At 37.0% G+C, this 26,657-nt stretch carries 22 protein-coding genes; 10 read left to right on the top strand and 12 right to left on the bottom strand.

From position 1 onward, the window contains the following. Positions 1-458 precede the first annotated feature (458 nt). The 3 genes from ACFIKY_RS02005 to infC all read right to left on the bottom strand — a co-directional run bounded on the left by ACFIKY_RS02005 (position 459) and on the right by infC (position 3,371). Positions 459-2,231: an ABC transporter ATP-binding protein gene (locus tag ACFIKY_RS02005; protein ID WP_375635388.1), complete on the bottom strand. Its 1,773-nt coding sequence runs from the start codon at positions 2,229-2,231 to the stop codon at positions 459-461. Between the two features lie 64 nt (positions 2,232-2,295). After that, entirely contained in the window at positions 2,296-2,481 is a 186-nt protein-coding gene (locus tag ACFIKY_RS02000) for a hypothetical protein (protein ID WP_375635389.1), read from the bottom strand. A gap of 371 nt (positions 2,482-2,852) precedes the next feature. After that, positions 2,853-3,371 (bottom strand): translation initiation factor IF-3, encoded by a 519-nt coding sequence (gene infC, locus ACFIKY_RS01995; protein WP_026500140.1) that lies wholly within the window; start codon positions 3,369-3,371, stop codon positions 2,853-2,855. A 195-nt stretch (positions 3,372-3,566) separates the two neighbouring features. On the opposite strand from infC, the gene ACFIKY_RS01990 reads away from it, so the two are divergent. From ACFIKY_RS01990 to dapE, 3 genes are all read left to right on the top strand, one after another. Then, positions 3,567-4,346 (top strand): alpha/beta hydrolase, encoded by a 780-nt coding sequence (locus ACFIKY_RS01990; RefSeq protein WP_375635390.1) that lies wholly within the window; start codon positions 3,567-3,569, stop codon positions 4,344-4,346. A gap of 31 nt (positions 4,347-4,377) precedes the next feature. Next, the gene (locus ACFIKY_RS01985) at positions 4,378-5,124 is read left to right on the top strand and encodes a M48 family metallopeptidase (protein ID WP_375635391.1); all 747 of its coding nucleotides are present in this window, start codon (positions 4,378-4,380) and stop codon (positions 5,122-5,124) included. Between the two features lie 224 nt (positions 5,125-5,348). Then, a complete protein-coding gene (dapE, locus tag ACFIKY_RS01980; RefSeq protein ID WP_375635392.1) occupies positions 5,349-6,521 on the top strand; it encodes a succinyl-diaminopimelate desuccinylase in 1,173 nt (390 codons plus the stop codon). A 1,627-nt stretch (positions 6,522-8,148) separates the two neighbouring features. On the opposite strand, the gene hemW is transcribed toward dapE, so the two are convergent. Both hemW and rdgB read right to left on the bottom strand, forming a co-directional pair. Next, entirely contained in the window at positions 8,149-9,348 is a 1,200-nt protein-coding gene (hemW, locus tag ACFIKY_RS01975; protein WP_375661323.1) for a radical SAM family heme chaperone HemW, read from the bottom strand. Next, positions 9,345-9,992: an RdgB/HAM1 family non-canonical purine NTP pyrophosphatase gene (rdgB, locus tag ACFIKY_RS01970; RefSeq protein WP_375652573.1), complete on the bottom strand. Its 648-nt coding sequence runs from the start codon at positions 9,990-9,992 to the stop codon at positions 9,345-9,347. Before rdgB ends, hemW begins: the two co-directional genes overlap by 4 nt. A 528-nt stretch (positions 9,993-10,520) precedes the next feature. On the opposite strand from rdgB, the gene hrcA reads away from it, so the two are divergent. Further along, positions 10,521-11,591, top strand: a complete 1,071-nt coding sequence (hrcA, locus tag ACFIKY_RS01965) for a heat-inducible transcriptional repressor HrcA (RefSeq protein WP_375635395.1) — start codon at positions 10,521-10,523, stop codon at positions 11,589-11,591. Positions 11,592-11,715: 124 nt separating this feature from the next. Beyond that, positions 11,716-12,378 carry a nucleotide exchange factor GrpE gene (gene grpE / locus ACFIKY_RS01960; protein ID WP_375635396.1) on the top strand — a complete coding sequence of 221 codons (663 nt, stop codon included), beginning with the start codon at positions 11,716-11,718 and terminating at the stop codon, positions 12,376-12,378. Between the two features lie 106 nt (positions 12,379-12,484). On the opposite strand, the gene thpR is transcribed toward grpE, so the two are convergent. The 6 genes from thpR to ACFIKY_RS01930 form a co-directional block, all read right to left on the bottom strand. Beyond that, entirely contained in the window at positions 12,485-13,024 is a 540-nt protein-coding gene (gene thpR / locus ACFIKY_RS01955; protein ID WP_375635397.1) for an RNA 2',3'-cyclic phosphodiesterase, read from the bottom strand. A 626-nt stretch (positions 13,025-13,650) separates the two neighbouring features. After that, positions 13,651-13,944 carry an HPr family phosphocarrier protein gene (locus ACFIKY_RS01950; protein WP_012754483.1) on the bottom strand — a complete coding sequence of 98 codons (294 nt, stop codon included), beginning with the start codon at positions 13,942-13,944 and terminating at the stop codon, positions 13,651-13,653. A 17-nt stretch (positions 13,945-13,961) separates the two neighbouring features. After that, positions 13,962-14,360, bottom strand: a complete 399-nt coding sequence (locus ACFIKY_RS01945) for a PTS sugar transporter subunit IIA (RefSeq protein WP_375635398.1) — start codon at positions 14,358-14,360, stop codon at positions 13,962-13,964. A 135-nt stretch (positions 14,361-14,495) separates the two neighbouring features. Next, complete coding sequence (locus ACFIKY_RS01940; protein WP_273722417.1) at positions 14,496-14,960, bottom strand: HPr kinase/phosphatase C-terminal domain-containing protein; 465 nt, start codon at positions 14,958-14,960, stop codon at positions 14,496-14,498. A 23-nt stretch (positions 14,961-14,983) separates the two neighbouring features. Next, positions 14,984-16,768: a stimulus-sensing domain-containing protein gene (locus tag ACFIKY_RS01935; RefSeq protein ID WP_375661322.1), complete on the bottom strand. Its 1,785-nt coding sequence runs from the start codon at positions 16,766-16,768 to the stop codon at positions 14,984-14,986. A 39-nt stretch (positions 16,769-16,807) separates the two neighbouring features. Next, on the bottom strand, positions 16,808-17,530 hold the full coding sequence (locus ACFIKY_RS01930) for a response regulator transcription factor (RefSeq protein ID WP_005774392.1): 723 nt from the start codon (positions 17,528-17,530) through the stop codon (positions 16,808-16,810). Positions 17,531-17,916: 386 nt separating this feature from the next. Between ACFIKY_RS01930 and lysM the strand changes: the two genes are divergently transcribed. Beyond that, positions 17,917-18,372 (top strand): peptidoglycan-binding protein LysM, encoded by a 456-nt coding sequence (lysM, locus tag ACFIKY_RS01925; protein ID WP_012754487.1) that lies wholly within the window; start codon positions 17,917-17,919, stop codon positions 18,370-18,372. Positions 18,373-18,480: 108 nt separating this feature from the next. Here lysM and ACFIKY_RS01920 read toward each other — a convergent pair whose 3' ends face one another. Beyond that, a complete protein-coding gene (locus tag ACFIKY_RS01920) occupies positions 18,481-19,035 on the bottom strand; it encodes a copper chaperone PCu(A)C (protein ID WP_375635401.1) in 555 nt (184 codons plus the stop codon). Between the two features lie 968 nt (positions 19,036-20,003). Here ACFIKY_RS01920 and dnaK point away from each other — a divergent pair. The 4 genes from dnaK (at position 20,004) to ACFIKY_RS01900 (ending at position 25,904) form a co-directional block, all read left to right on the top strand. Continuing rightward, entirely contained in the window at positions 20,004-21,896 is a 1,893-nt protein-coding gene (gene dnaK / locus ACFIKY_RS01915; protein WP_375635402.1) for a molecular chaperone DnaK, read from the top strand. A 156-nt stretch (positions 21,897-22,052) separates the two neighbouring features. Further along, positions 22,053-23,195 (top strand): molecular chaperone DnaJ, encoded by a 1,143-nt coding sequence (gene dnaJ, locus ACFIKY_RS01910; RefSeq protein ID WP_012754490.1) that lies wholly within the window; start codon positions 22,053-22,055, stop codon positions 23,193-23,195. Between the two features lie 856 nt (positions 23,196-24,051). After that, a complete protein-coding gene (gene argB / locus ACFIKY_RS01905; RefSeq protein ID WP_012754491.1) occupies positions 24,052-24,957 on the top strand; it encodes an acetylglutamate kinase in 906 nt (301 codons plus the stop codon). Between the two features lie 32 nt (positions 24,958-24,989). Then, positions 24,990-25,904, top strand: coding sequence for a DMT family transporter (locus ACFIKY_RS01900; protein WP_012754492.1), 915 nt, complete (start codon positions 24,990-24,992; stop codon positions 25,902-25,904). Positions 25,905-26,657: the final 753 nt, after the last annotated feature.

Raw genomic sequence — 26,657 nt, 5'->3', positions numbered from 1 at the left:
ACATAAGTTGTTATCAAGTGGAACGAACTCAATAAAAATCTGGATTGTTTACAGATCCGATTGGGTAGAATCTTTGTTCTTTAAGATGTGTGGAGAAAAAAATTGTCAGTGCAGGGATAAACACGGATAAAGATTGTATTAATCCAGATTCATCATCATAATCCGCGGCAATTTTTTCAAACCTTGATGCTCTATCTTTTAGGATTCGCAACATTTATGAATGTTTCAACACTTATTTGAGGAAGGGAAGGGGTTTTTGAAGTTTCATTGTTAAAGTCAATTGCATTCAACAAAATGACGAGTAAAGTTTTCATCTAAATCCAAGAAGTTTATTTTCAATAAACCATAAATTCTTTGCCAATTCTTGATTGAAGTAATACTTTTGCTTGGTAACAAGACTTTTTTATAAATGGAGCATTACCTTCTATCCATTTTTATTTCAAATCTTATTTAAGAATCTAGAAATTAGGAGGTATGTTTTTGAACTGGATATTATGAAGTTTTTTATAAAACCCATGTTCTTTTGCTAGCAATTCTTTCTGAGTACCTTGTTCAATCAGTTGTCCATTTTGTATGACCACAATTTTATGAGCACGAGCAATCGTTGAAAGGCGATGAGCAATAATGATCGTTGTGCGTCCTTTGGTAAGGTGTTGAATGGCTTCATTAATTTGTGCTTCGGTGTGTGAATCAAGCGCACTCGTTGCTTCATCAAGAATCAGAATTTCGCTATCGTGAATCATTGCTCTAGCGATAGCGAGTCGTTGTTTTTGCCCCCCTGAAAGGTTACAGCCATTATCACCTATCTGTGTATCATAACCATTTGGCAAACTCATAATAAAGTCATGAGCATTTGCTGCTTTTGCTGCTTCGATAATTTCGTCATCACTAGCCCCTTCTTTTCCAAGCCCGATATTATATTTAACAGTTCCTTGAAAGAGAAAAGTATCCTGTCCTACATAGGCCATCAGGTTTCTCAGAGAGCGAAATGTTGTGTAGCGAATATCTTGATCATTAATCAATATGCGTCCTTTTGTGGGGTCATAGAGGCGCATAATAAGGTTGATAAGGGTTGACTTTCCCGAACCGGATGGTCCCACTAATGCTGTCATTTTTCCGGCTTCTATTTCTAGGTTGATATCTTTCAATATCATTTTGTTATTAGTGTATGCAAAAGAAACATGTTCGAAACGAATAGTTCCTTGCGTTTTACTCAGATCTTTAGCTTCTTTATGTTCTATAACTGTAAGGGGACAATCGAGTATTTCAAACATCGTACGGATATTGACCAAGCCAGATTCAATTTTGACACGTACATTTGCTAGCCTTTTTGCGGGTTCATACGCTAAAAGTAAAGCAACAATAAAGGACATAAATTCACCTTGAACACCTGCGCGTTCGGTTGCAAGATAACCGGAAAAACAAATAATACCTGCAATGGCAATACCCGTGAGTGTTTCCATAATCGGACTGGTAATAGCTTCGAGTGTTGCAATATTGTTTGTTTGTTTTTCAACATCACAAATGGCTTTGTCCATTCGTTTTTTCATGACTTCTTCTAGTGAAAAGGCCTTTATGATTCGAATACCAACAGCCGTTTCCTGTACGATTTTGATAATTTCACCAAGTGAAAGGAGCTCTTTTTCCATCAGGCGGCGAACGCGTTTTAAAGCCATTCGAACGCCTAAAAAAGCTAGTGGTCCTACGATTAAAGTAATGGAGATTAACACAAAGTTTTGAATGAACATGACAAGCAACAGACCACTAACGGAAAGCAAATCACGTACAAAAGTTGTGATAATAGTATCAATTATATTACGTACAGCTGTCGCATTATGAGTTACACGAACAAGAAGATCAGATGAAGTGTTATTATGATAAAAAGAGACTCCTTGTTCCATAAGTCGTGCAAAAATTTTACGCTGTTGTTCAGCAATGATACTATTGCCTGCTTTGTTTAGAAAGTAAGTTTGGGAAAAAGTTGCAACTCCTTTGAGAATAAAGATAAAAGCAATGAAGCTAGAAATCAAAACAATTATAGGAAAATTTTGTGCATCAATAATCTGATTAACAACATCACGCATAATCCATGCACTGGTTGCTGTGGTACAAGAAATGATGATCATTGAGAAAATAGCCGCACTGTACCAACGCATATGTTTACGAAAATTTTCTCGCAAAAGGCGGATAATAAGATGTTTATCAAAAGAGGAAATTTGTTTTTTAGCCATGAATTGCTTCCATATTCTCTCATTATTTTATGCAAGATTGAAACATTCTTAATTAAAAAGCCCCTTAATCTTTTTTACAAAAATAGCCTTTTCTTTCAAGGTTCATCACATCAATTTCACGACGGCGAGAGTGAAAAATGTAGTGCAAAGTTTCTGTAAAAGGTATAGTGAAAATTCGTTGTTCATCATTATTTTTAATTTTCAATAAAAGGTAACGGCGAGTTTCACCATTGTATTTACCAATTTCCATATTGTGATAGCCTTTGGCACTTGAAATAGCTCACAAAAAACATTTCTGCTTTTTTAATAATTTTTATGTATCATCTCCTTTAATAATTTTTATGTATCATCTCCGTTTGTGATGTGTAAGCAAACAATTTTGCCGCATTGCATGATAAGAGAGCTTGAAATAAGAAGACCTTACGATGTTTGAGCTTTCTCATTTAATATGCAAAATAACGAATTCTTCTTATAAATCGATAAAGCATTATTAAACTCTTAAAAGGATTTATACACATTTATAAAACCTTAAAAGCACCACAAAAACTCTATGTGGTGCTTCTAAATAATGCCATACGCCTATTTTGATGAGTTGCATGCAAATATTATTCTAATGCAAAACTATTTAGGTGCTATCACCATCATCATTTGCCGGCCTTCAAGCTTTGGCTCCAATTCAATTTTGGCAATTTCACTTGTATCTTCTTTCACACGCTGAAGAAGCTTTAATCCAAGATCTTGGTGAGCCATCTCACGACCACGAAAACGCAAAGTAATCTTTACTTTATCACCATGATCAATAAAGCGATGAACAGCCTTGAGTTTGACTCCATAATCATGGACATCAACATTTGGGCGCATCTTAATCTCTTTGATTTCGATGACTTTTTGCTTCTTACGTGTTTCAGCAGCTTTTTTTTGGGTTTGATATTTTAATTTGCCCAAATCGATGATTTTACATACGGGTGGCTCCGCATTTGGTACAATCTCAACCAAATCAAGCCCCGCATCTGCAGCCATAGCAAGAGCTTCTTGTATCGCAACAACCCCCTGATGTTGTCCCTCATCATTAATAAGCTGAACATGAGGTACTCGGATATCCTGATTTGAACGTGGTCCGTCTTTTTGGGTAGGTGTCATTTTAAACGGTTTACGAATGGTTTATGCTCCTTAATTTTGATTCAACTACAGTTAATTTAATATACAATTATGCACCTAAAAACAACTATAATTCGTGTCTTTTTCATTATTTGATTTATTACTTTTGGGAATGATTTAGATTATAAAAGTTTTTCTCTTAATTTAAAGGAATTGTTTTATGGAGGATAAAGAATCATGGATCAAAATATTCCTTGTCAGTTTTTTTCGTTTGAGAACACCGCACTTGCAGTACGTTATCGCAAAGGCAGCCATTCTCTAGGTTTAGTTTGGCTTCATGGCTATCTGTCCGATATGTCAGGGGATAAGGCGATGTTGGTTGATAGTTTTGCTCAGAAGAATGATTTGTCCTGCTTACGTTTTGATTACTCTGGACATGGAGAATCTGAAGGTGATTTTTTTCAAGGAACGATTTCACGCTGGGTTAAAGAAAGTTTAGCGGTTTTTGAAAATTATTGTGAGGGGCCACAAATTTTGATTGGCACCTCTATGGGCGGGTGGATTGCGCTAAAGCTTGCTATGATGCTAGCACAGAAAAATAAGAAGCTTGCTGGCATGATATTGATTGCTCCAGCACCTGATTTTACACAAACATTGGTGGAACCAAAATTAGGCCCAGAAGAATGGAAGATTTTGGAGGAAAAAGGCTATATTGAACGACCTGCAGTTGATGATACAGAGCCAATGCCCTTTACAAAAACATTGATTGAAGATGGACGCGAAAATTGTGTTATGAAAGGATGCATTGATGTTGGGTGTCCAGTCCATATTTTACAAGGGATGGAAGATGAAGATATTCCCTATCAGCATACATTGACTTTACTTGATCATTTACCTCTCCATGATGTAACATTGACACTTGTTCGTGATGCAGGTCATCGCTTTTCTCGTCCGCAAGATTTAGATTGCCTCGAAACGGTATTGAGATCTTTTATTAATCAGATTAATGCAAAATAAGGGGTACATTTATTGATGAAGATAAAAATATATGAGCATTTCTAAACAGCATTTTATTTTTTCTGATCGCTCTGTACCTGTACGGGTGCGGGAAAATAAGTGCGCGCGCCGTCTTACCTTACGTATTGATGCGAGCGGACGGAGGATTTGTGTAACAACACCACCAGCGATAAGTCTCTGTACGATTCAAAGTTTTATTGAAAAGCATCGGTCTTGGATTGAGGCACGTCTTGCTCGTGTACAAATCTCTCATGAAAATGCTTATCTCAAAGAGGGGGCAACGATTCCTTTATTGGGTGTTTGCCATTCCATAAAGCATAGAGAAGGACGTGGGGTGACGGAAATTATTGCAGGAGATGCAGAACAAGACCCTCAAATTATCGTTTATGGTCAATTAGAATATTTGCCAAGGCGTGTTGCTGACGTTTTGAAAAAACAAGCAGCACGTATTATAACACCTTTGGTGGCACATTATGCCCATAAAGTAGAGCGTAAAGTCAAATCAATTTGTTATAAAGATACGAGAAGTCGTTGGGGGTCTTGTTCAATAGATAAGCGTCTTTCTTTTTCTTGGCGCCTTGTTATGGCACCAAAAGAAGTTGTGGAATATGTTGTTGCTCATGAGGTTGCTCATCTTGTTGAAATGAATCACGGTCCAAGATTTTGGGCTCTTTGTGAAGAACTATGTCCTGATAGTAAAACGTATCGTGCTTGGTTGAAGGAAAATGCTCATAGATTGCACGCAATTAATTTTGATTCATATAATTTAAAGGCGTAAAAAGCTTTCCAATGAAGGCAATATTTAACGGAACTTTTTGTCGAGTGTTTTGTTGTGTGTGTACTTGCTCATGCATAATGAGGAAGCCATTGAAGCTCTCAGCACGATTGTTCTCCCCTGCTTGGTTTGCTGAGTGTCTTCAATGTTTTTGCTTTATCTTTTTTGTAATTCAGCGTAATAACCTTAAGTTCCGATAACTTATAAAAAAATGGGAAGGGGAGCTTATGCCTGTTCTTACAGATCCACTTCAGCTATTACAAAGACTTATCCGTTGTCCTTCTGTTACACCTCATGAAGCAGGGGCTTTATCAACTTTGGAACAATTTTTGAAAAAAATGGGATTTCATGTTGAGCGCCCTATTTTTACGGATAAAAATACAGATAATGTTGAAAATCTTTATGCAAAAATGGGAAATGAAGGACCCCATCTTATGTTTGCAGGTCATACAGATGTCGTACCACCAGGCGCATTGGATGAATGGACCTATTCACCTTTTGAAGCTGTCATAGATCAGGGAAAATTATATGGGCGGGGTGCTGTTGATATGAAGGGCGGAATCGCTTGTTTTATTGCGGCGTTGGCTCGAGTTCTAGAAAAACAGTCTATTAAAGGAACAATAAGCCTTTTGATCACTGGTGACGAAGAAGGTCCTGCACTTAATGGTACGGTAAAACTTCTGAAATGGGCAGAGCAAAAAGGGGAAAAATGGACTGCAGCTCTTGTCGGAGAACCAACAAGCGTAAAAACTGTTGGGGATGTCATCAAAATTGGTCGCCGCGGATCGATTTCTGGTATCATTACCGTGAGAGGTCGCCAAGGTCATGTTGCTTTTCCTGAGCGGGCAGCCAATCCATTGCCTTTAGTAAATAAGCTTATTCAAGCATTGACACTAAAAGCCTTAGATCAAGGTACAGAAAATTTTCAACCCAGTAATTTAGAGCTAACAACCATCGATACGGGGAATCCCGCGGTGAACGTTATTCCAGCGCAAACAACAATCCGTTTTAATATACGCTACAATGATCTTTGGACAAAAGAAACGCTTATGACAGAAATTGAAAAACGCCTTGCTTTGGTGCAGCCAAAAAATAAGAATGATCAATTACCCTACTATCAGCTTGAATGGATTCCAAGTTTGGGAGATGTTTTTTTGACCAAAAATGATAAACTCGTTAAAACTTTATCCAATGCTATTGAAGGTGTGACAGGGAATATACCAGAATGTTCAACTTCGGGGGGGACTTCGGATGCGCGGTTTATTAAAGATTATTGCCCAGTGGTTGAATTTGGCTTACCAGGGCAAACGATGCATATGGTAGATGAGTGTGTAGCCCTTGATGCAGTGGAAACGCTTACTACTATTTATGAGCGTTTTATTGTTGATTTTTTTGCATGAAGAAATGATTGCTGGTTCAAAAATACCTTTATCTTGTTGTGCCATAAGATATTGCCATTTGAGGTGTGGTAATATGAGACACGTAAGACTTAATATATTAAGTGGGTTTAGAATAAGTGATGAATATTCTTAAGTTGTGATTCTTGCCTGTAGAGTCTTTCGTTAAGTGAATTACATAATTGGAAAGCCAAGTGGGACCTGCTTTAAGAAGCAGAACTGTTTACAGTCCATATTGGATTAAAAATATTCGTTCTTTAAAGTGTAGAAAGGAAGTCAATACGCAATCATATATGGAAAACAGTGAATATTTATATCATAATTGTGTGATGACAGGTTGAAGCCATAAAGACACACAAAAACATGTTGCTATTGTAAAAAATTCGTACAGCATAAATGCGCTCATTCACAGCTCATGCCTTAATATGGTTTCTGCACTCTCATAAAAGGCACTTCTTGTTTCAATTAGCCTCTCTTAGAGTAAAGCCCATAGAGATGCGCTTTAAGTTTGTTTTATTTCATATATTTTCCCCTTCTTTTTTGTCCCCAAAAACTTCCATTGCAAAATCATTACGAGATAGAAGGTGAGCTTATTTAATCAGCTTTAATATTGGTTATGATAAAGATACACAGAAATTCTTTTGTAGCAGCACGTTGACCTCTTTAGACAAGGATTTTCCTAGTGTTATTCTCAATTTTTTAATAAAATAACCTTAAAGGACGCGTACAGACACTCATAAGCATGTACGCAAGTAAGATCATATGGGATTACTATCATTTCGCTCGCTAACAAAGCAATCTCGATTCATATCTGGTATATTTGCCATTTAAGTGCATTGTTTGTTTAATAAAGTTCATGATTTTCCTGTGACCTATAAATCAATACCAATCATACAGCCGCGTATCTCAAATAAATATTGGTTCAGTATTTTTTGCGACAACAGCTTTTATATGCCAGAATAGGATAAAAGTATTGTGTATATCTATTCTTTGTAATCTCTGAAACAGACATACAACCACAACCTCATTGAGGGAAAACATAAAGGTATAAAGGTGAAAATCAACGTGCTTTTTTACTCTCCTTTTTTATTCGGTTTTACGATTTTCAAAAGTATCTAGAGTAATATCTTTTTAAATAATCAGAGCTTAATGCATGGTTTCATGCTTATTTCTCTGGTCCTTTAAATGGTGCTACGATTTCATAAAAAACAATACATTATCGTATTATGCATTCACATACTTGTTTTAAAGAAATTTTCTCAATATTTGTCACATTCGTGCAACTACGGTGCTTATGAATAGTGTAATATAAAATTTTCCGTGAAATGTATAAAGTCTACAGTGCCTCACCATCTTTACGTTTATGAAAAAGAAAGTTAGACCACCATACACTTTCTAGCTCAAAATATTGCGATAGCTTTTAGTACTTAAGGGTGTTCATAAGAGTCCTTTTTACTTCTTTTTTATAGCTTTTATCCATACGCTTCTCTACTTTTAAGGTGTAAGCAAATGGTGGTAACTAATTTACTATAAATAGTTTTGAAATGAGAGAATCTCACGATATTCTAATCTCGCCTTTGCTAGGAAAAATGATAATTATGATTAAAATAAGTATGTTGTTATAAAAACTTTAGTTTGCGAGTTGGCTGATGATGTGATCAAGAACAATACGTCCTTTGGTTGTCGCTTTTAAGCGTTGGTTATCCACCATTTCTATCAATTCTTGGTGTTGTAAATCGATCAGTTTTTCCATTGGGATGCGTTTAGGGCTTAAGGTTTCATAGCGTATAAGTTCTAAGCCTTCGCAAAGGCGTAATCCCATAAGGAGCATTTCATTTGCCTGTTGTTCAGTGGTTAAATGTTCCGTTTCAATACAGCCATGTCCTGTTGTTTCTACCAAATTAAGCCACTGTTCGGGATGCTTTTCATTTATTGTGACATAACGTTCGCGGTTTTCAAGATGTGATGACAATGTTTTTGAACAGGCAGAGGAATGATTCGGTGCGTGCTCAATGAAACGTCCATGTGCTCCTGGACCAAAGCCTGCATATTGGTGATAACGCCAGTAAAGAAGATTGTGTGCTGATTCAGCACCGGGTATTGCATGGTTTGAGATTTCATAGGCGGGAAGTCCATGCAGTGCTGTTATTTCTTGGGTAAGATGATACAGATCTGCTGCTAGCTCTGATGGGGGAAGGATAAGTCTTCCTGCATCATGAAGCCGTTTAAAGGCAGTTCCTTCTTCGATCGTCAATTGATAAAGAGAAAGATGGTCCGCTGCCAAATCAATTGCTTGTACAAGTTCAGATTTCCATTGTTCAAGGGTTTGTTCGGGGCGGGCATAAATGAGATCAAAGGATAAACGTGGAAAAATTTGCCGTGCTAAAGCAATGGCACAAAGAGCTTGTTCCACATTATGGAGTCGGCCAAGTTTGCGCAATGCTTTATCATTGAGCGCTTGTATCCCTAGAGATAAACGATTAACACCTGCTGCACGGTATCCACGAAAGCGTTCTACCTCCACACTGGATGGATTAGCTTCTAATGTAATTTCAACTTTATCATCGACTACCCATTTTTTTGCAAGTGCTTGCAATAGGGCATCGACAGTTCGCGGCTCCATAAGAGAAGGAGTTCCCCCACCAATAAAAATACTTGTAATATGGCGTGGGCCTATTTTGTGGTATTGCGTTTCTATTTCGCGCTTAAAGGCGGTGACAAAACGTGGTTGATCAACACCATGGATGCGAACATGCGAATTAAAGTCACAATAAGGACATTTAGCTGCACAAAAGGGCCAATGAATGTAAATGCCAAAAGGTTCATTCATGAGAATGCTAAAAGGTTTTCTGCCAAAAGTTTGAAAGCACGTGCGCGATGTGAAAGAGGGGGAATATCATTACATTTCCAGTTGTGTTTTTGCTCTGTTGACATTTCTCCAAAGGTATTTTCATATCCATCTGGTAAAAAAATAGGATCAAAACCAAAGCCTTTGTCGCCCCGTGGAGGCCAAAAGAATGTTCCTTCAACGCATCCGCGGAAGTAATCTGCATGAGCATCAGGCCATGCAATGCAAATGACGGATATAAAACGGCATTTTCGTTGGCTTTTTTCTCGCGCTCCGACTTTTTGGAGTTCATTTTCTATTTTTTTCATAGCTTTTGGAAAATTACGTGTGCCATCGGCTTGAATTGCCCAATCAGCGGTATAAACGCCTGGCGCACCCTCCAATGCATCTACCTCTAAGCCTGAATCATCAGAAAGGGCAGGAAGTCCTGTCTTTTTTGCTGCTGAAAAAGCCTTAATATAAGCATTTTCTTCAAATGTTTTTCCCGTTTCTTTTGGTTCTGGCAAGCCCAGTTCTTTTGCCGATTGTATTATTAAATCGAAAGGCGTAATTAAAGTAGTGATTTCATGCAGTTTGCCGGTGTTATGTGTAGCAATGACAAGTTTTTTATCTGCTATGCTTCTCATATAGATTTCTCCAAAAATGAAAGGGGAACTATTTTTGTGCTAAAAACCAGCTTAAATACTCATATACACACATTCTGCTTGATTTTACATGATATGATTATTTTACACGTTTTATGATATTTTATTCCAACAAAATTTTTTATCTTGTACAAAGATAACCTTGCAAAAATATGAAAGGCATGTCTTTTTGATGATAGCACTTTTATAGTAAATTTCCAATTTCCGGCTTGCTCTAAAAGGTGAAATTTTCTACTTATAGCGGTTTTTAAACAATCCAGATTCTCTTAGTCAAATTCTCTTGGCAAGTCCCTACAGCAGACCACTTTATAGATCAACTCTTATCTTAAATATTTTTCACACACTCTAACAAAAAATACCTCCTGCGTAATTTATCAATCATCATTCTGAAAGGTAGCATTTTACGGCTCAATAGGATAATATGCTTTTATACTACTTTAGACTATTTGACCAAACCTTGGCAAAACTTATATAAGAGATGAGGATTTTAAAAGTAGTGAAACAATTGTGATGAAGCACAAAACTATTGATAATGAACTAAAATATCTTGATGAACGTTCACGTGATATTTTTCGCCATATTGTTGAAGCTTATCTTAATGATGGTGAACCTGTAGGGTCACGCAATCTTTCACGGCTTTTACGACAGACATTATCACCTGCGACGATTCGCAATGTGATGAGTGATCTTGAACATCTCGGTTTGATTTATGCACCACATGTTTCTGCGGGTCGAATGCCGACACAATCAGGTTTACGCTTTTTTGTAGATGCATTTATGGAAGCGGGTGATTTGCCAAACGAAGAGCGAGAAAATATTGAAATGCAAGTCAAAGAGGCTGGTCATGCACAATCGGTTGAACATTTTCTTGTTCAAGCAAGCCGAGTTCTTTCAGATCTTTCACGTGGGGCAGGGCTTGTTTTAGCAACAAAACAAGAAGGAACATTGAAACATATTGAATTTGTGCGCCTTGATAGGGAGCACGCTCTTGCCGTTTTGGTGACTCAACAAGGTGAAGTTGAAAATCGTATTGTTCATTTGCCAGAAGGGGTTACTCATGCACAACTGACGGAGGCAACGAATTTTCTCAATGCTCATATTCAGGGGCGAACATTGAGTGAAGCTAAAGAGGAAATTGCACGTTTATGCTCAGAAACACGGGCTGCACTTGATGATTTATCGCATCATCTTGTTGAAACGGGATTAGCTCTTTGGGGAGGAGAAGGTGCTGATCATAAAATACACCTCATTGTTCGCGGGCGTAGCAATTTACTTGAAGATGTGAAAGCAGAAGAAGATTTAGAACGATTACGCCATTTGTTTGATGATCTTGAAACGCGTGAGAGTATGGCACAGCTTCTCGATTTAACGGATGAAGGTTCTGGGGTTCGAATTTTTATTGGTTCAGAAAATAAGTTATTTTCACTTTCTGGTTCTTCTTTAGTTGTAGCGCCTTATCGTGATTCACAACAAAGAGTCATTGGTGCTTTAGGCGTTATTGGTCCTACACGGCTTAATTATGCAAGGATTGTGCCCATGGTTGATTATACAGCTCAACTTGTGTCACAGTTATTGCGTTAAAACGATGCAGGTAAGTATTTGTACTATAAAAGCTCATTGTATTATATACATCGATACCCCTTGATTTTTGTCTGTAGAATTTCGATATCGAGAATAACGAATCTTATGAAGGAATAAAATTTTTATGTCTGATGAAAAAAACAAATTTACTGACGCTTCATTTGAAAATTGTGATTTAAAAAATCCAGCTGATCGTAATACACTTAAACAGGCAGCCGATGAATTTTTAAAAACACATAAAACAGAGGAACACGAAGACGTTGAAAAAGAAAGCAATGAGGTTAGTGATCTTTTAGCGTCTTTGCAGGATGAAAATAAAGAACTGAAAGATCAGCTTTTACGTCTTGTTGCAGATATGGAAAATCTTCGACGCCGTACTATGCGAGATGTGGCGGATGCAAAGGCTTACTCCATTGCTAATTTTGCACGGGATATGTTATCGGTTTCTGACAATCTCAATCGTGCTTTGGAAGCTATTCCAGAAGGGGCGCGGGAAAGTGATGCTGGTTTGAAATCATTGGCAGAAGGTGTTGAAATGACTGAACGTGCCATGATGGCAGCATTAGAACGTCATGGGGTGCAAAAAATCCATCCAGAGGGGCAAAAATTTGATCCTCATTTTCATCAAGCGATGTTTGAAATTCCTAATGCCGATGTTCCAGATAATACTGTTCAACAAGTTGTTCAGGCAGGCTATATTATCGGGGAAAGGGTGTTACGTCCAGCTATAGTGGGTGTAGCCAAAGGAGGAGCAAAAGAAGCTTCTGTTGAAACTGATTCTGCTTAAAACACATCAATAATAAATCTCCAACATAAAATGCAGTATTCCCTGCAATTACACATATATGAGGTCTTTTCTCAAAGAGTTTTTAAAGGGTGTTATAAACACCCTTTTATCTTTGAAGTGCCCAACTTCCTTTTATAAGATACACGGCCTCGCTTGAGGGAGATGACGATGAAAATAAAACAAAGTGATCGACCTCAAAAGGAGGGATAAAAAAATCATCTTGAAAAGATAGATAAGAAGAAAGATCTTCAAGATTGATATCAAATATTCGTGCAAGAGTAATATGCGGAATAAATTGTCTTTCATCAGGCTTTAACTCTAATTTATTCCGGATATATTGCATCTTTTCATGTAAAAGATTAAGCTTTTCACAAGGTTCAATGCGAACTACAAGAGAATGGGGAGCATTTTCTGAACCAAAAACTTCAAAACCATCTATTTGTAGCATAAAAGGAGAGAGCTTTATTGTATCAAAGGCGTGCATAAGTGCATCTGCGGTAGCACTTTCAACTTCACCGAAAAAAGATAAGGTGACGTGAAAATTTTGCGGGTTGATCCATTGCGCTTTTGGTAAGCCATTTTGCAACGATACAAGTTGTTGTGTTGTTTGTTGAGGAATCTGAAGGGCACTAAATAGACGACCCATAATATTATCTCCTTATAATGAAAGATGCTATTCCAAACACAATATAGATAATAAGGGCGAGGCATGTACCATAGAAAATAAGGCAATAGTATTGAAAAAGAATGTCTAAAAAATGCTTACTATAATTATGAGCGTACAAAGCTTATTCGTTTTAAAAAATGGTTATGATATCGATAAGAATTGCGTTTTCATGAGCTGTATCACAATGATGTGCAATGGAAGATTCCTTGTGTATTATAAAGACTACAAATTTAGCAGAAAATAAGAAAAGTTGATAGATTTTTGATGTGCTAAATTATTTTGACATCTATCTTTAGCTTAAAATAAAGCATATTCTAATACAAGGTGAAGAGTTCTCTTTTTCTGTAAAGATTTAATTATACGATTAAGTCGGGTAATAGCCGTAATACGCAAAACTATTCAAATTGATCAAATAATGTTAGGAAAGGAAGGAAAAACTCCAGTATAATAAAATTACTATAAGCTTTTACATTTATGATAATTATGCCAATCCATAATGGATATGAATATTGGTATAAAAGTGGGAAGAGAAATTAAAATTCAAAATAATGATGGAAAGTTCCTATTTTCTAAGAATCATCATCCTTATTTATGGTGAGAAAGCGCTAGTTTTCTTCTCCAAAGTTGTTATTGATAAGCTTTTCAAGAGCATTAAGAGCATCTGTTGCTTCTGGTCCTGAAACACGAATGGTGAGGTTGCAACCGGATGAAGCCGCTAGCATCATAAGTCCCATAATTGATGATCCACCAACGATTTTTCCATCCTTTTCAACTTCAACAGTAACATTAAAATTGTCAACAGTTTGTACAAATTTTGCAGAAGCACGTGCATGCAAGCCACGTTTATTACAGATATTGAAATGACGACTTATACATGGGAGGGTATCTTTGGAAAACATTGGTATTTTATTATCCGCTATAAAATCATACTTGGTACATTAATATATTTACGCCCTGCTTCTTGTGCTATTCTTAACGCGTCTGATAATGAAATATCAGGACATTTGCGAATAGAAATCAGTTTAATAAGCATGGGCAAATTAACACCCGCAATCATTTCAACGCGTCCTTTTTCAATAGCAGGAACAGCTATATTCGATGGTGTTCCACCGAACACATCTGTTAATATGATTACGCCATGATCCGTATCTGTATCGGTTACTGCGGCTATAACATCACCTCGGCGCTGATCTATATCGTCATCGGGATAAACGCATATTGTTGCGAACTTTTCTTGTACTCCAACAACATGTTCCACGGCATGTAAAAATTCGACAGCCAGCTCACCGTGCGTTACAAGCACGAGTCCAATCATTTACGCAAACTCCTGTTAACTAATAAGATCCGACCATATTGGTGGGAAACACATTTTACAAGGCTTTGTCTTGCTGCCAAGAAAAATTTGCAAAAAAAAGGCAAAAATAGTGATTTTTTTATCTTTAGAAAAAAATTAGACAGATTTTTGCCATATTTTTCTAAACAAAAATGCTTCAATAGCTTGACAAATGGCTGTACAATCGGCTTCACGAAGAGAGGGAAGTTTTAAAAGAGGAATGTGCAAATTTTCAAATTGAAAAGTTTTATTTGTGGAAAAACGTTCATATTCCGGACCGAGAAAAATAACACAATCGATAGTTGTGTGCTTTTCAAATTCTATCATATAAAGACCAACGCCACGAATCTCGATACCGCCCTCTAAATTATCAGGAGTGTATCCGTGAAGCTTTCCATTTTCCGCACGCAACATTGTATAATCATCACTAATAAGCTTCGCTTCACGTTTTGACCACTCAGCACGGTCGAGCAAAGAAAGGGTAAGGGTTGATTTTCCTGATCCCGATGGACCTATAATTAACAGCCCCTTGCCGCCTAATTGAAGGCAATTTGCGTGGAGTATTTCACATTTTGTTTTCATGTCTTTTACTTTGGATAAAAGATTTATTTAGCGAGGGGAAGCATAATAATAAAACGTGCACCAGTTTTACACTTTCCAAGTGTAGGATCAATAATATTTTCGGCTGTAATTGTCCCATTATGAGCCTCGATGATTTGCCGACTAATAGAAAGGCCAAGTCCAGAGTTTTGTCCAAAAGCATCTTCGTTTGGTCGATCTGTATAAAAACGCTCAAAAATGCGTTCAATATTTTCTGAACGAATACCTGGGCCATTATCTTCAATGGTTAAAATAAGGGTTGAAGCATGACTTTTCATAGTAATGCAAATTTTGCCACGATTCCGAGGAATAAAAGAACGTGCATTTTCAAGAAGGTTTGAAATCACTTGCCCTAAACGGAGTTCATGTCCCAATACAAGATAGGCTTTTCCATGAGGACGTGGGACAATATTAAGGCTTATGTCAATGGTTTGCGTATTACGATACACTTCCTGAACAGCATGAACAAGACTTTCCAAAAGCGGTGTCATATCAACAATCTCTGCGGTTTCTCGTGCAAGCTCTGCATCGAGCCGCGATGCATCAGAAATATCTGTAATCAACCGATCAAGACGGTGCACATCATGTTGAATAATTTCAAGCAATTTCTCTTGTGCTTCTTCATTTTTAGCCAAGGGGAGCGTTTCAACAGCACTGCGTAGGGAGGTGAGAGGGTTTTTTAATTCGTGGCTTACATCAGCAGCAAAGCGTTCAATGGCTTCAATACGCATATAAAGGGCATTAGTCATATCACGAATAGAGGTTGAAAGGTGACCAATTTCATCTTCACGCATTGAAAAATCAGGAATTTCTACACGCTGATTATTGCCATTACGCACTCGATTAGCCGAGGCAGATAATTTACTTAATGGATGGGCAATCGTATGGGCCAAAAAGAGAGAAAGAACCAAAAGTACGCTGCCTACAACGGCAAAAACTTTAAAGATAACCAGTCTTTCACCTTTTACAATGTTATCAATATCAGAACCAGTGGTTGAAAGAAGAAGAGCTCCAACCACTGCGCGATAGCGTTGCACAGGAACGGCAACAGAAACAATTAATTGACCTTGTCTGTTGCGTCTTTTAGCCGTAGCAAGAGATCCGTTTAATGCGCGGTACACTTCTGGATAAGCAATACCACTGGTTTTTGTTTGTTCTCTGTCAAGAGCAATACCTTTGCCATAAAATGTGCTTGAATACCATGAAGTAAGGCGATCCCACATGCTTTGTTCTGTTTTAAGTGGGGGTAAATCATAACTAAAAACTTCTCCACTAGAATAAAGAACGCGCGAATCAAGAAGGAGAGTAGCATCACGATCATAGATACGTGCTCTTGTCGTTTTAGGTGTGATGAGACGCCGTAAAAGAGGGGCAACTTGCTCAGGGTTAATAGGGAAATCCCAAGAATCGGTTGATTGAGGGGCGGGTGTAACGCTTTCACCAGTCTGTAACTCTAAGAGTTTTTGGGGATCAATGAGGATAGAATTTGTATCTACTGTTGCAGAAGCAGCAATAGCCCCAGCAATAATTTTTCCTTGGGTACATAAACTTTTAATTTTTGCTTCAATTAAACCATCGCGAAATTGGTTAAGGTATAAAATGCCTGTAACTAAAATGGCAAGGGCAGCAATGTTTAATATAACAATGCGACGTGTGAGGCTGGAAAAAAGCAATTGTCTAAAGAGACGTTGTGTTCGGAGATGCAAACGGGCAAACATAAGAAATGGCGTTGAGGATGTACCATTAACGGTTGTTTTTTGTAAAGTTTCCAGTTGAGAATTGTCTGTCATCGATTTGATTGCCGTTCAAATTTTTGCGACAAAGTAGTTTTATACCTCGTGGAAACGATAACCTACACCATAAAGTGTTTCAATCATTGCAAAATCATCATCCACTTGTTTAAACTTTTTACGCAGACGTTTAATGTGACTATCAATGGTGCGATCATCTACGTAGACTTGATCACTATAGGCAGCATCCATTAAAGCATCACGACTTTTTACAACTCCTGGTCTTTGTGCTAAGGTTTGCAGAATCAAAAACTCCGTAACGGTTAAAATAACAGGTTTATCTTTCCATGTACAGGTGTGGCGTTCTTGATCCATCACAAGATCTCCACGTTTGAGAGAAGAGGTGGAAGAAGTTCCTGTAGAAAGTGGTTGGTTACGTGCATTAGAACGGCGCAAAATAGCTTTCACGCGTTCAATGAGAAGACGTTGGGAGAAAGGTTTAGTAATAAAATCATCAGCTCCCATTTTGAGACCAAATAATTCATCAATTTCATCATCTTTAGAGGTAAGAAAAATAACTGGAAGATCAGATTTTTGACGTAAACGACGCAAGAGTTCCATCCCATCCATTCGGGGCATTTTAATATCAAAAATAGCTAAGTGTGGAGGGTGAAGTGTAAGACCCTTGAGTGCGGATGCTCCATCTGTATAGCTTTCAACTCGATAGCCTTCTGTCTCAAGCGCAAAAGATAAAGACGTCAAAATATTGCGATCATCATCAACAAGTACAATCGTTTGTGTGATTGTTGGTGTATCTTTCATGGTTTCTTAGACCTTTCTATTGCTGTGGTAGCAAATTACCCACACTTATTTATATGGGAGTTCATATTTTTTTTGCAAAACAAATATGATACAAATTGTAGCAAAGTAAAAAACCTTTTGTCATTACTGTAAAATCTTGTTTTGCTTTCATAATTTATAATGTTTCTACGTCTATTAAGATCCCTTCGTTTGAGAGAAAATTTTCATAAAGGCTTTTTTTATCAAGGTTTATTACCAAGTTGATTATTGTATTTGTCCCATAATTGAACAGGTATAGTTTTGATTGTTGAAGTTTAGAAAATATGCCTATGTGTTTTAAGAGCAAAGAAAAGAATGTGGCAATATATGCACAAAAATTTGTTTCTGCTACACGAAAGGAGGTTGTAATGGGATTTTTTAATTTTATTAAAACTGTAGGGGAAAAGTTAGGTATTGGGGACCATGAACCAAAAGAAAAAGATTTTAAGACAGCATTTGATCATTTTCAACTCGGTACAGAAAAAGTAAATATTCAAGTTGAAGACGGTAAAGCTATTTTAAGTGGTGAAGTTCCAGACAGGGAAACACTTGAAAAAGCATTGCTGGTTGTTGGCAATTCACAAGGTATCTCTTCTGTAGATGTTGATCAATTAAAGGTTATAGATACAACGCCCAGAAAACCTTCTCGCTTTTATGAGGTTAAATCTGGTGATAATCTTTGGAAAATTGCTGAAGAGGTTTATGGAAAAGGGCAAGGTAATAAAAACACGTTTATTTTTGAAGCCAATAAGCCAATGCTAAAATCTCCCGATAAAATTTATCCTGGACAAGTTTTACGTATTCCTGAAATTGACCATAGTTAATTCATCAAAGGGGAGAATTTTTTACTGATGGCATTAAACAAAAAATAAAGAAGCGTACAAAAATTTCACGCTTCTTCATTTTAAGAGTGTGTATTATAAAAAAGGAGCTTAGTGGCTAGGAGAGGATTTAGAAGGTGATGGTGCTTTCATAGCGTTTACAGAGAAATCAACATCAATCGTTCCTGCTTTCTCAAATGTCAATTTTGCGCTAATTTTATCACCTAACTTGAATGGTTGTGAAAGCCCCATAAACATAATATGATCACCGCCAGGCTTAAGCGTGATTTCGCCATTTCCCGGAATTTCAATGCCATTGTGCATTTTTTCCATTTTCATAATATCATTAACGACAGCCATGGAGTGTATCTCTGTTTTTTTTACTCCGTTTGTGGAAATAGAAACCAAACGGTCTGGGGTATTACTGTGATTAATAATGTAGAGATAACCGCTACCAACTCTTATACCTCTAAGTGTTTCGCGTGTCCAAGGATTGAGAATTTCTATGTCGCCAAGTTGATATTGCTGAGCACCTGCAGGCAGGGTTATACCAGCAAAGAGAAGAGCACACACGATATTTATGATAACCTTTTTGTATGGATATTGTGTATTTATTATATTCTTAAAGATAAGATTTGTTATTTTCTTAATAATAGATGTCATCATTGATTTACCCTCCTTCATAAGATTCACACTTTGAATAACTTTTCATTTTAGCAGAGCTTTTATTTAAAATAAAAGAAAGAAATGCTAAAATGAAATTGATTTGAATATGAGAATAAAAATCATAGAATTCTTTGATTTTAAAGGAAGACAATAAGGTTTACAATGACAACACACCTCTTAACGCTTCCGTGTTCATCTCATAATAGTGTTTGTAAATGGTATAAAATCTATGATGCACTACTATTTTACTTAATAAATATATAACACAGAGCAATCATCAACTACTTTACCAATTTTTAATATTACGAAAGCTCTTGGTATTTTAAAGCATTTATACAGAGGCATTTTTATATATTTTCAAGTTCAAAATTATACCGTTAAGAAAAAACGCTTTAGGTGAGTTTAAAACACATCTTTCAAATAGCAGTAAACAATGAGACCGTTAAAAGGAGAATTTTTGAAAGGAGATCGATAGATAATACCTCTACTGATATGAGCATTAGATATGATGACTATTTTAGTCCAAGGAAAATTTATAATATTCGTGATATAAATTATTCGCCTTTTAAAAAGCTTTTACGTGAGTATCATTTTATTAATGATGAGAAGATCAAGAGCGAGAGTGCAATCACTCTTTTGTTTTTTTAATTTTTATAGAAAGATATATTTATTGAGAATTGCAAGAAAAATATATTATGATCTCAAGTTTCTCATAAATATGGTATTTATGGGTCATTAAAGCGCCTATTTTAAAATAAATTTTTTATTTTGGAGATGTTTCTCTCATTATTCTCTTGTAGCAATAAAAGCCTGTTCTTATATACGAGGCAGCAAGGCTTATTGCGACTTGCAATTTTTTATTATTTTATGTTGCTTGAAGCAATGTATGGGCTTTGAGTGTTATGAGGAGCTGTCTTAAAAAGATGCTTTATGAAGGTTGAGGTAGCTTGCTGAATGGAGATTATAATATGGCAAAAGTAATTGGTATTGATTTGGGGACAACGAACTCTTGTGTGGCTGTTATGGATGGCAAAAACGCAAAGGTTATCGAGAACTCAGAAGGAGCACGAACAACACCTTCCGTTGTTGCCTTTACTGATGGGGGAGAGCGGCTTGTTGGACAGCCTGCTAAACGGCAGGCGGTAACAAATCCCGAAGGGACAGTTTTTGCAGTTAAACGTTTGATAGGGCGTCGTTTTGATGATCCTATGGTTGAAAAAGATAAAGCACTTGTGCCTTATAAAATTGTTAAAGGTGACAATGGTGATGCATGGGTTGAAGAAGCGGGTAAGAAATATTCTCCATCGCAAATTTCAGCTATGATTTTGCAAAAGATGAAGGAAACAGCAGAATCTTATCTGGGTGAAAAAGTTGAACAAGCGGTTATTACTGTTCCTGCTTATTTTAATGATGCGCAACGTCAAGCGACTAAAGATGCGGGTAAAATTGCTGGACTTGAAGTTTTACGGATTATTAATGAGCCCACTGCTGCTGCTTTAGCTTATGGTTTGGACAAAAAAGACGGAAAGACAATTGCTGTTTACGACCTTGGTGGTGGTACATTTGATATTTCAGTACTTGAAATTGGAGATGGCGTTTTTGAAGTTAAATCAACCAATGGAGATACGTTTTTAGGGGGTGAAGACTTTGATATGCGCTTGGTCGGTTATTTTGCCGATGAGTTTAAGAAAGAGCAAGGAATAGATCTGAAAAATGATAAATTAGCTTTACAGCGCTTAAAAGAAGCGGCAGAAAAAGCAAAAATTGAGCTTTCTTCGTCACAGCAAACAGAAATCAATTTACCATTTATCACGGCAGATCAATCAGGTCCCAAGCACTTAACAATGAAATTGACTCGGGCAAAATTTGAATCTCTGGTTGACGATTTAGTGCAGCGCACCATCGAGCCTTGTAAAGCTGCGTTAAAAGATGCTGGATTAAAGGCCGGTGAGATTGACGAAGTTGTTTTAGTGGGTGGTATGACACGTATGCCCAAGATTCAGCAAGTCGTGCAAAGCTTCTTTGGTAAGGATCCACACAAAGGCGTTAATCCTGATGAAGTTGTTGCAATGGGTGCTGCCATTCAAGGGGGTGTATTGCAAGGCGATGTCAAAGACGTTTTGCTTCTAGATGTAACACCTTTATCCTTGGGGATCGAAACCTTGGGTGGTGTTTTCACACGTCTCATTGAGCGTAATACCACTATCCCAACAAAAAAATCTCAAGTTTTTTCAACAGCTGATGATAACCAGAGTGCTGTGACCATTCGTGTTTTCCAAGGTGAACGGGAAATGGCGAGCGATAATAAGTTATTGGCTCAATTTGATCTTGTTGGTATTCCTCCAGCACCACGTGGTATACCTCAAATTGAAGTTACTTTTGATATTGATGCGAATGGTATTGTTAATGTTTCGGCCAAAGATAAGGGAACTGGTAAAGAGCATCAAATTCGTATTCAGGCATCAGGTGGTTTAAGTGATGCTGATATTGAAAAAATGGTACAGGATGCGGAAGAGCATGCAGCTGAGGATAAAAAACGCCGTGAAGGTGTTGAAGCCAGAAATCAAGCGGAAGCTCTTATTCATTCAACTGAAAAGTCACTCAGTGAATATGGCGATAAAGTATCAGCTGAAGAAAAAGGACAGATTGAAACAGCAATATCTGATTTGAAATCTGCGCTTGAAGGCAGTGATACTGAAGAAGTAACAACAAAGATGCAAAAATTAGCTGAAGTCAGTATGAAGCTTGGACAGGCTATGTATGAAGCCTCACAAGCAGCGGGCGCTGACACTGAAACAGATGCAAAGAATGATGATGTTGTTGATGCTGATTTTGAAGAAGTTAATGATAAGAAGAAATAGTGTCAGCATGTGTGTTGATTAATTTATAAACCCGGCCTTTGAAATATAAGGCTGGGCTTTATTATTTGAGTGAGTTGCAACTTTGTTGCTAAAAATATAAATTAAAAGCAATCTTATCCATAAGATGGATGACAGAGAAATTATCAGGAATACATGATGAAGGTTGACTATTATGAAATTCTTGGCGTGACTCGTGAATGTGATGATAAAAAGTTGAAATCTGCTTTTCGTAAGTTGGCAATGCAATATCATCCTGATCGCAACGCCGGGGATAAAGAGGCAGAGCGAAAATTCAAAGAAATTGGCGAAGCCTACGAAGTCCTCAAAGATCCCCAAAAGCGTGCTGCTTATGATCGATTTGGTCATGCGGCTTTTGAAAATAGCGGTAGTCAAGGAGGAGCAAATCCCTTTGGAGGTTTTGCTGCTGGTGGTGGATTTGCTGATATTTTTGAAGATTTTTTTGGCGAAATTATGGGAGGTGCGCACCGTAAGCGTGGTGATGGTCGCGAACGTGGTGCAGATCTGAGTTATAATATGGAAATAACCTTAGAAGAGGTATTTTCAGGAAAAACTGCAGAAATTACTATTCCCAGTTCCGTTACGTGCGATGTTTGTGAAGGATCAGGAGCGAGAAAGGGTTCTAAGCCGCAAGTTTGTGGAACATGTCATGGATCTGGTCGTGTGCGTGCTGCACAAGGTTTCTTTTCTATTGAGCGAACATGTCCTTCATGTCATGGACGTGGTGAAACTATTACGGATCCATGCCCAAAATGTCAGGGGACACGACGCATAGAGAAAAAACGTTCATTGAGCGTGAATGTTCCAGCTGGTATTGAAGATGGAACGCGTATTCGCCTTTCTGGTGAGGGTGATGCTGGTATTCGTGGTGGCCCCAATGGTGATCTTTATATTTTCCTTTCCGTTAAACCGCATGAGTTTTTTCAGCGAGAAGGAGCAGATCTTCACTGTCGCGTTCCTATTTCAATGGTAACAGCTGCTTTAGGAGGAGAGTTTGAAGTTTCCGATCTTGATGGTGTTAAAGCACGTGTTAAGATCCCAGAAGGGACACAAAATGGACGTCAATTCCGCCTTAAGGGTAAGGGTATGCCCATGTTGCGTCGGCAGCAAGCAAGGGGTGACCTTTACATCCATATCACGATTGAGACACCACAAAAATTAACGCAAGAACAACGTGAACTATTGCAAAAATTTGAAAAACTTTCAAATCATGAGAATTCACCGCAATCACATGGCTTTTTTTCACGTATGAAGGAATTTTTTGAAAATATTTCTGGTTAAATATGTGAATGTTCTCAGAATAGATTAGAAAAAACTTTTGGAAGGTTATTTTAATTAAGCTTTCTATAGTCTTATTCATCTGTGAAAAGCATTTTTTTCTTGAAAAGAAAAGAGAGAAACGATTAATTTAGGGTAAGTAAGTGCCTGCCGCTGATAGTTTTTTACATTTCACGAGTTTTATGGATAAGTCTTATTTTTGAGTATCTATGATATTTTAAAAAGGGCTTATCCATACAAGAAGAACGCAATTGAGTGACTAATTTCCAGTGTCATGATAACTGCCTTTATGCATTTAGCATTTTTTGTATTTATTGTTTTACTCAAAATATCTTTTTAAAAGCCCTATACTAAAACTGTCAAATAGGTAGTAGCCTATCAAGAAGTAGCTAAATAAGCTGTTAGACAATCCATCTTTTTCAAATAAAATATCAATTCCTCATAACCAATTTTATTTTTGGCATTTTTGATAGTCTTAAAAATTGCTTGGATAAGGTTACAGAGCTAAGTCAATCTACTTCTTATCTTGGTGATCTGTTAATTTTATTATTATTTTATTATTATAAGAAAATTTTGTTTTTATCTTACAAAATCAATGGTTGTATATATTCTTATTCATTGTTAAGTATCCATAAGCATAAACTAACGAGTCGAATGTACGGCATAGCTTTAAAATTTTTTCAGAACTTTGCTTTTCAATTTTATACATAAAATCATAAAATAATAACGTTTTGTACGCCTGTTTTGTTTAATTTTTCGCTGTCAGTTTTTTGAGGAAGTTGTTTTCTTGTTTCATTTCGTTATTACTTTTCCTAAATTCCACTAAGAGATGGTAAAAAGTGATGAGGAGGCTCTATTAATGGATGATGCTAAAAACGGTGCTGTAGATGTTTTAGAAAAACAAGCAGCATTTCTATCGTCTGCTTTACCATATATGCAAAAATACGAAAATGAAACGGTTGTGGTAAAATATGGCGGTCATGCTATGGGTGATCCTGCCTTGGGGCGAGCATTTGCGCGTGATATTGCTCTATTAAAGCAATCGGGGATTAACCCTGTTGTTGTTCATGGTGGAGGACCTCAAATTGCTGAAATTTTGATGAAAATGGGGATTGAATCACGATTTGAAAACGGTTTACGCGTAACCGACGAGCGGATCGTTGAAGTCGTTGAAATGGTTTTGGCCGGTTCCATAAACAAAGAAATTGTCGCTCTCATCAATGCAGAGGGTGAATGGGCAATAGGATTATGTGGTAAGGACGGCAATATGGTTTTTGCCGAAAAGGCTTATAAAACTGTCATTGATCCTGATTCGAATATTGAACGTGTTTTAGATTTGGGATTTGTTGGTGAGCCTATTGAAGTTGATCGCACATTGCTGGATCTTTTAGCATGTTCTGAAATGATACCAGTTCTTGCTCCTGTGGCTCCAGGACGCGATGGAAAAACCTATAATATTAATGCTGATATTTTTGCTGGGGCTATTGCTGGTGCATTAGAGGCTAAACGCCTTTTATTTCTCACTGATGTTCCTGGTGTTTTGGATAAACAGGGCCAACTTTTAAAAGAATTGACAGTTTCTGAAGCAGAGAAACTTATCAAAAATGGGACAATTTCAGGAGGCATGATTCCAAAAGTAGAGACTTGTATAAAAGCCCTTCAAAATGGTGTGGAAGGTGTTGTCATTTTAAATGGTAAAACTCCTCATTCTGTTTTACTAGAACTGTTTACCGAACAGGGAGTTGGAACGCTTATTGTTTCATAAATTGTGCGGAAAATTGGAGGAGAAAGCCTTTCATGACAAATATAAAACAGCTTAAATATCCTTTATTAAGTAAGCCAGAATTGGCAATATTTGCTGCAACAATATTGTGGGGTATTACATTTTTAGTCATTCATATTGCGGTACGCTATAGTGGTCCCCTGTTTTTTGTTGGATTTCGTTTTATTATTGCATCTCTTATATGTGGAGCAATTTTTTGGCGCTCTATAAAAGGTATAACGGTTTATGAAGTTTTCGCTGGGATGGCGATTGGTTTAGCCATGTTTTTAGGTTATGCTTTTCAAGCAGCTGGACTTCAAACGATTATTAGTAGTCAGTCGGCTTTTATTACAGCGCTTTATGTACCGATGGTTCCAATCTTGCAATGGATTGTTTTTAAAAAACCTCCCCGTTTTGCTTGTTGGGTTGGTATTGTTTTCGCTTTTATTGGGCTTGTTCTTGTTTCAGGACAAAAGCCGGGGAATTTTGATTTTTCAAAAGGCGAAATTTTGACTTTGTTAGGCGCTTTAGCGATTGCTGGAGAAGTCATACTCATCGGAATTTTTGCCAATAAGGTTGATAGTCGGCGTGTGACCATTATTCAGTTATTTTTTAGTGGTTTTTTTTCATTTTCTTGTATGCCTTTGATGGGTGAAAGCATTCCTGAATTTTCGTGGGTATGGTTTAGTATTGGCATCGGATTGGCATTAATGAGTGCCATCATTCAATTGGCTATGAATTGGGCACAAAAGTCTATTTCTCCTACACGTGCAACACTCATTTACGCAGGTGAACCGGTATGGGCTGGTATTGTTGGGCGTTTGGCTGGAGAGCATTTATCCCCGTTAGCATTATTAGGTGGCTTGCTTATTCTGATTGGGATCATTGTGGCTGAATTACAACCTTCACAATGGCGTAAAAAAAATAAAGCAATTGAAAAAATTGATTAGCTATGCACCTTTGCTATTATGATTTTATTACATGAGATTTTTGCTTGCAAAGTTTTCATTTTTGAGGCTTTTTTAAAATATGAAGATAAGGAGGCTTTATAAGCTATTCCAGCTTTTGTATAGCAAATTGGAGTAATAATATTTATCTGTTTGCTTAACCTCTGAAACGGGAAGCCAACCTTCATTGAGTCAAAGCATGAAGTGGTAAAGACAAAAAACAACACTCATCTTTACTGTTATTGTTAAATTTAGCTTTACAATTTTCAAAAACATCCATGGTAATTTTTTTGAATAATAAAAATTACGCACCGTTGCACGTTATTCCTTTTGTTATTTCATGGGATCACGCTTTTCACGTAAAATAGAACGCCTAAAGCAGCTTCCCATAATGTTGTATATTAACGCGTTTTTTAAAAAGACAATTTTCTTAATATACATCATATTCATTGACGGTCCGCGTGAAGTATAGAAAAACCACAGAGCATCATCGTTTTACTTAAATAAAAGGCACTAGCATTTTCTTTGTCAGTTCTCAATATTACGACAGCCTTTGGCATTTAAAAGAGAGAGGCATGTTTACTCATTTCTTAAACGTTTTTATCCATATACTAGCCCTGTTTTATAATGGGGAAGCAAAAAATTTGATTGATTCATTATGAAAAGATTTAAAATGAGAAAGGCTCGCGATATTCAGAGTTTTAATTTAAATTGAAAAACAATAAACGATCATTATAAATTAATGCATTATCCAAT

This window comes from Bartonella sp. CR127HXZ (assembly GCF_042194555.1).
Classification (GTDB): Bacteria; Pseudomonadota; Alphaproteobacteria; order Rhizobiales; family Rhizobiaceae; genus Bartonella; species Bartonella grahamii.
Note: the sequence above shows the minus strand (reverse complement) of the source record. Positions and strands in the feature narration are given on the sequence as shown.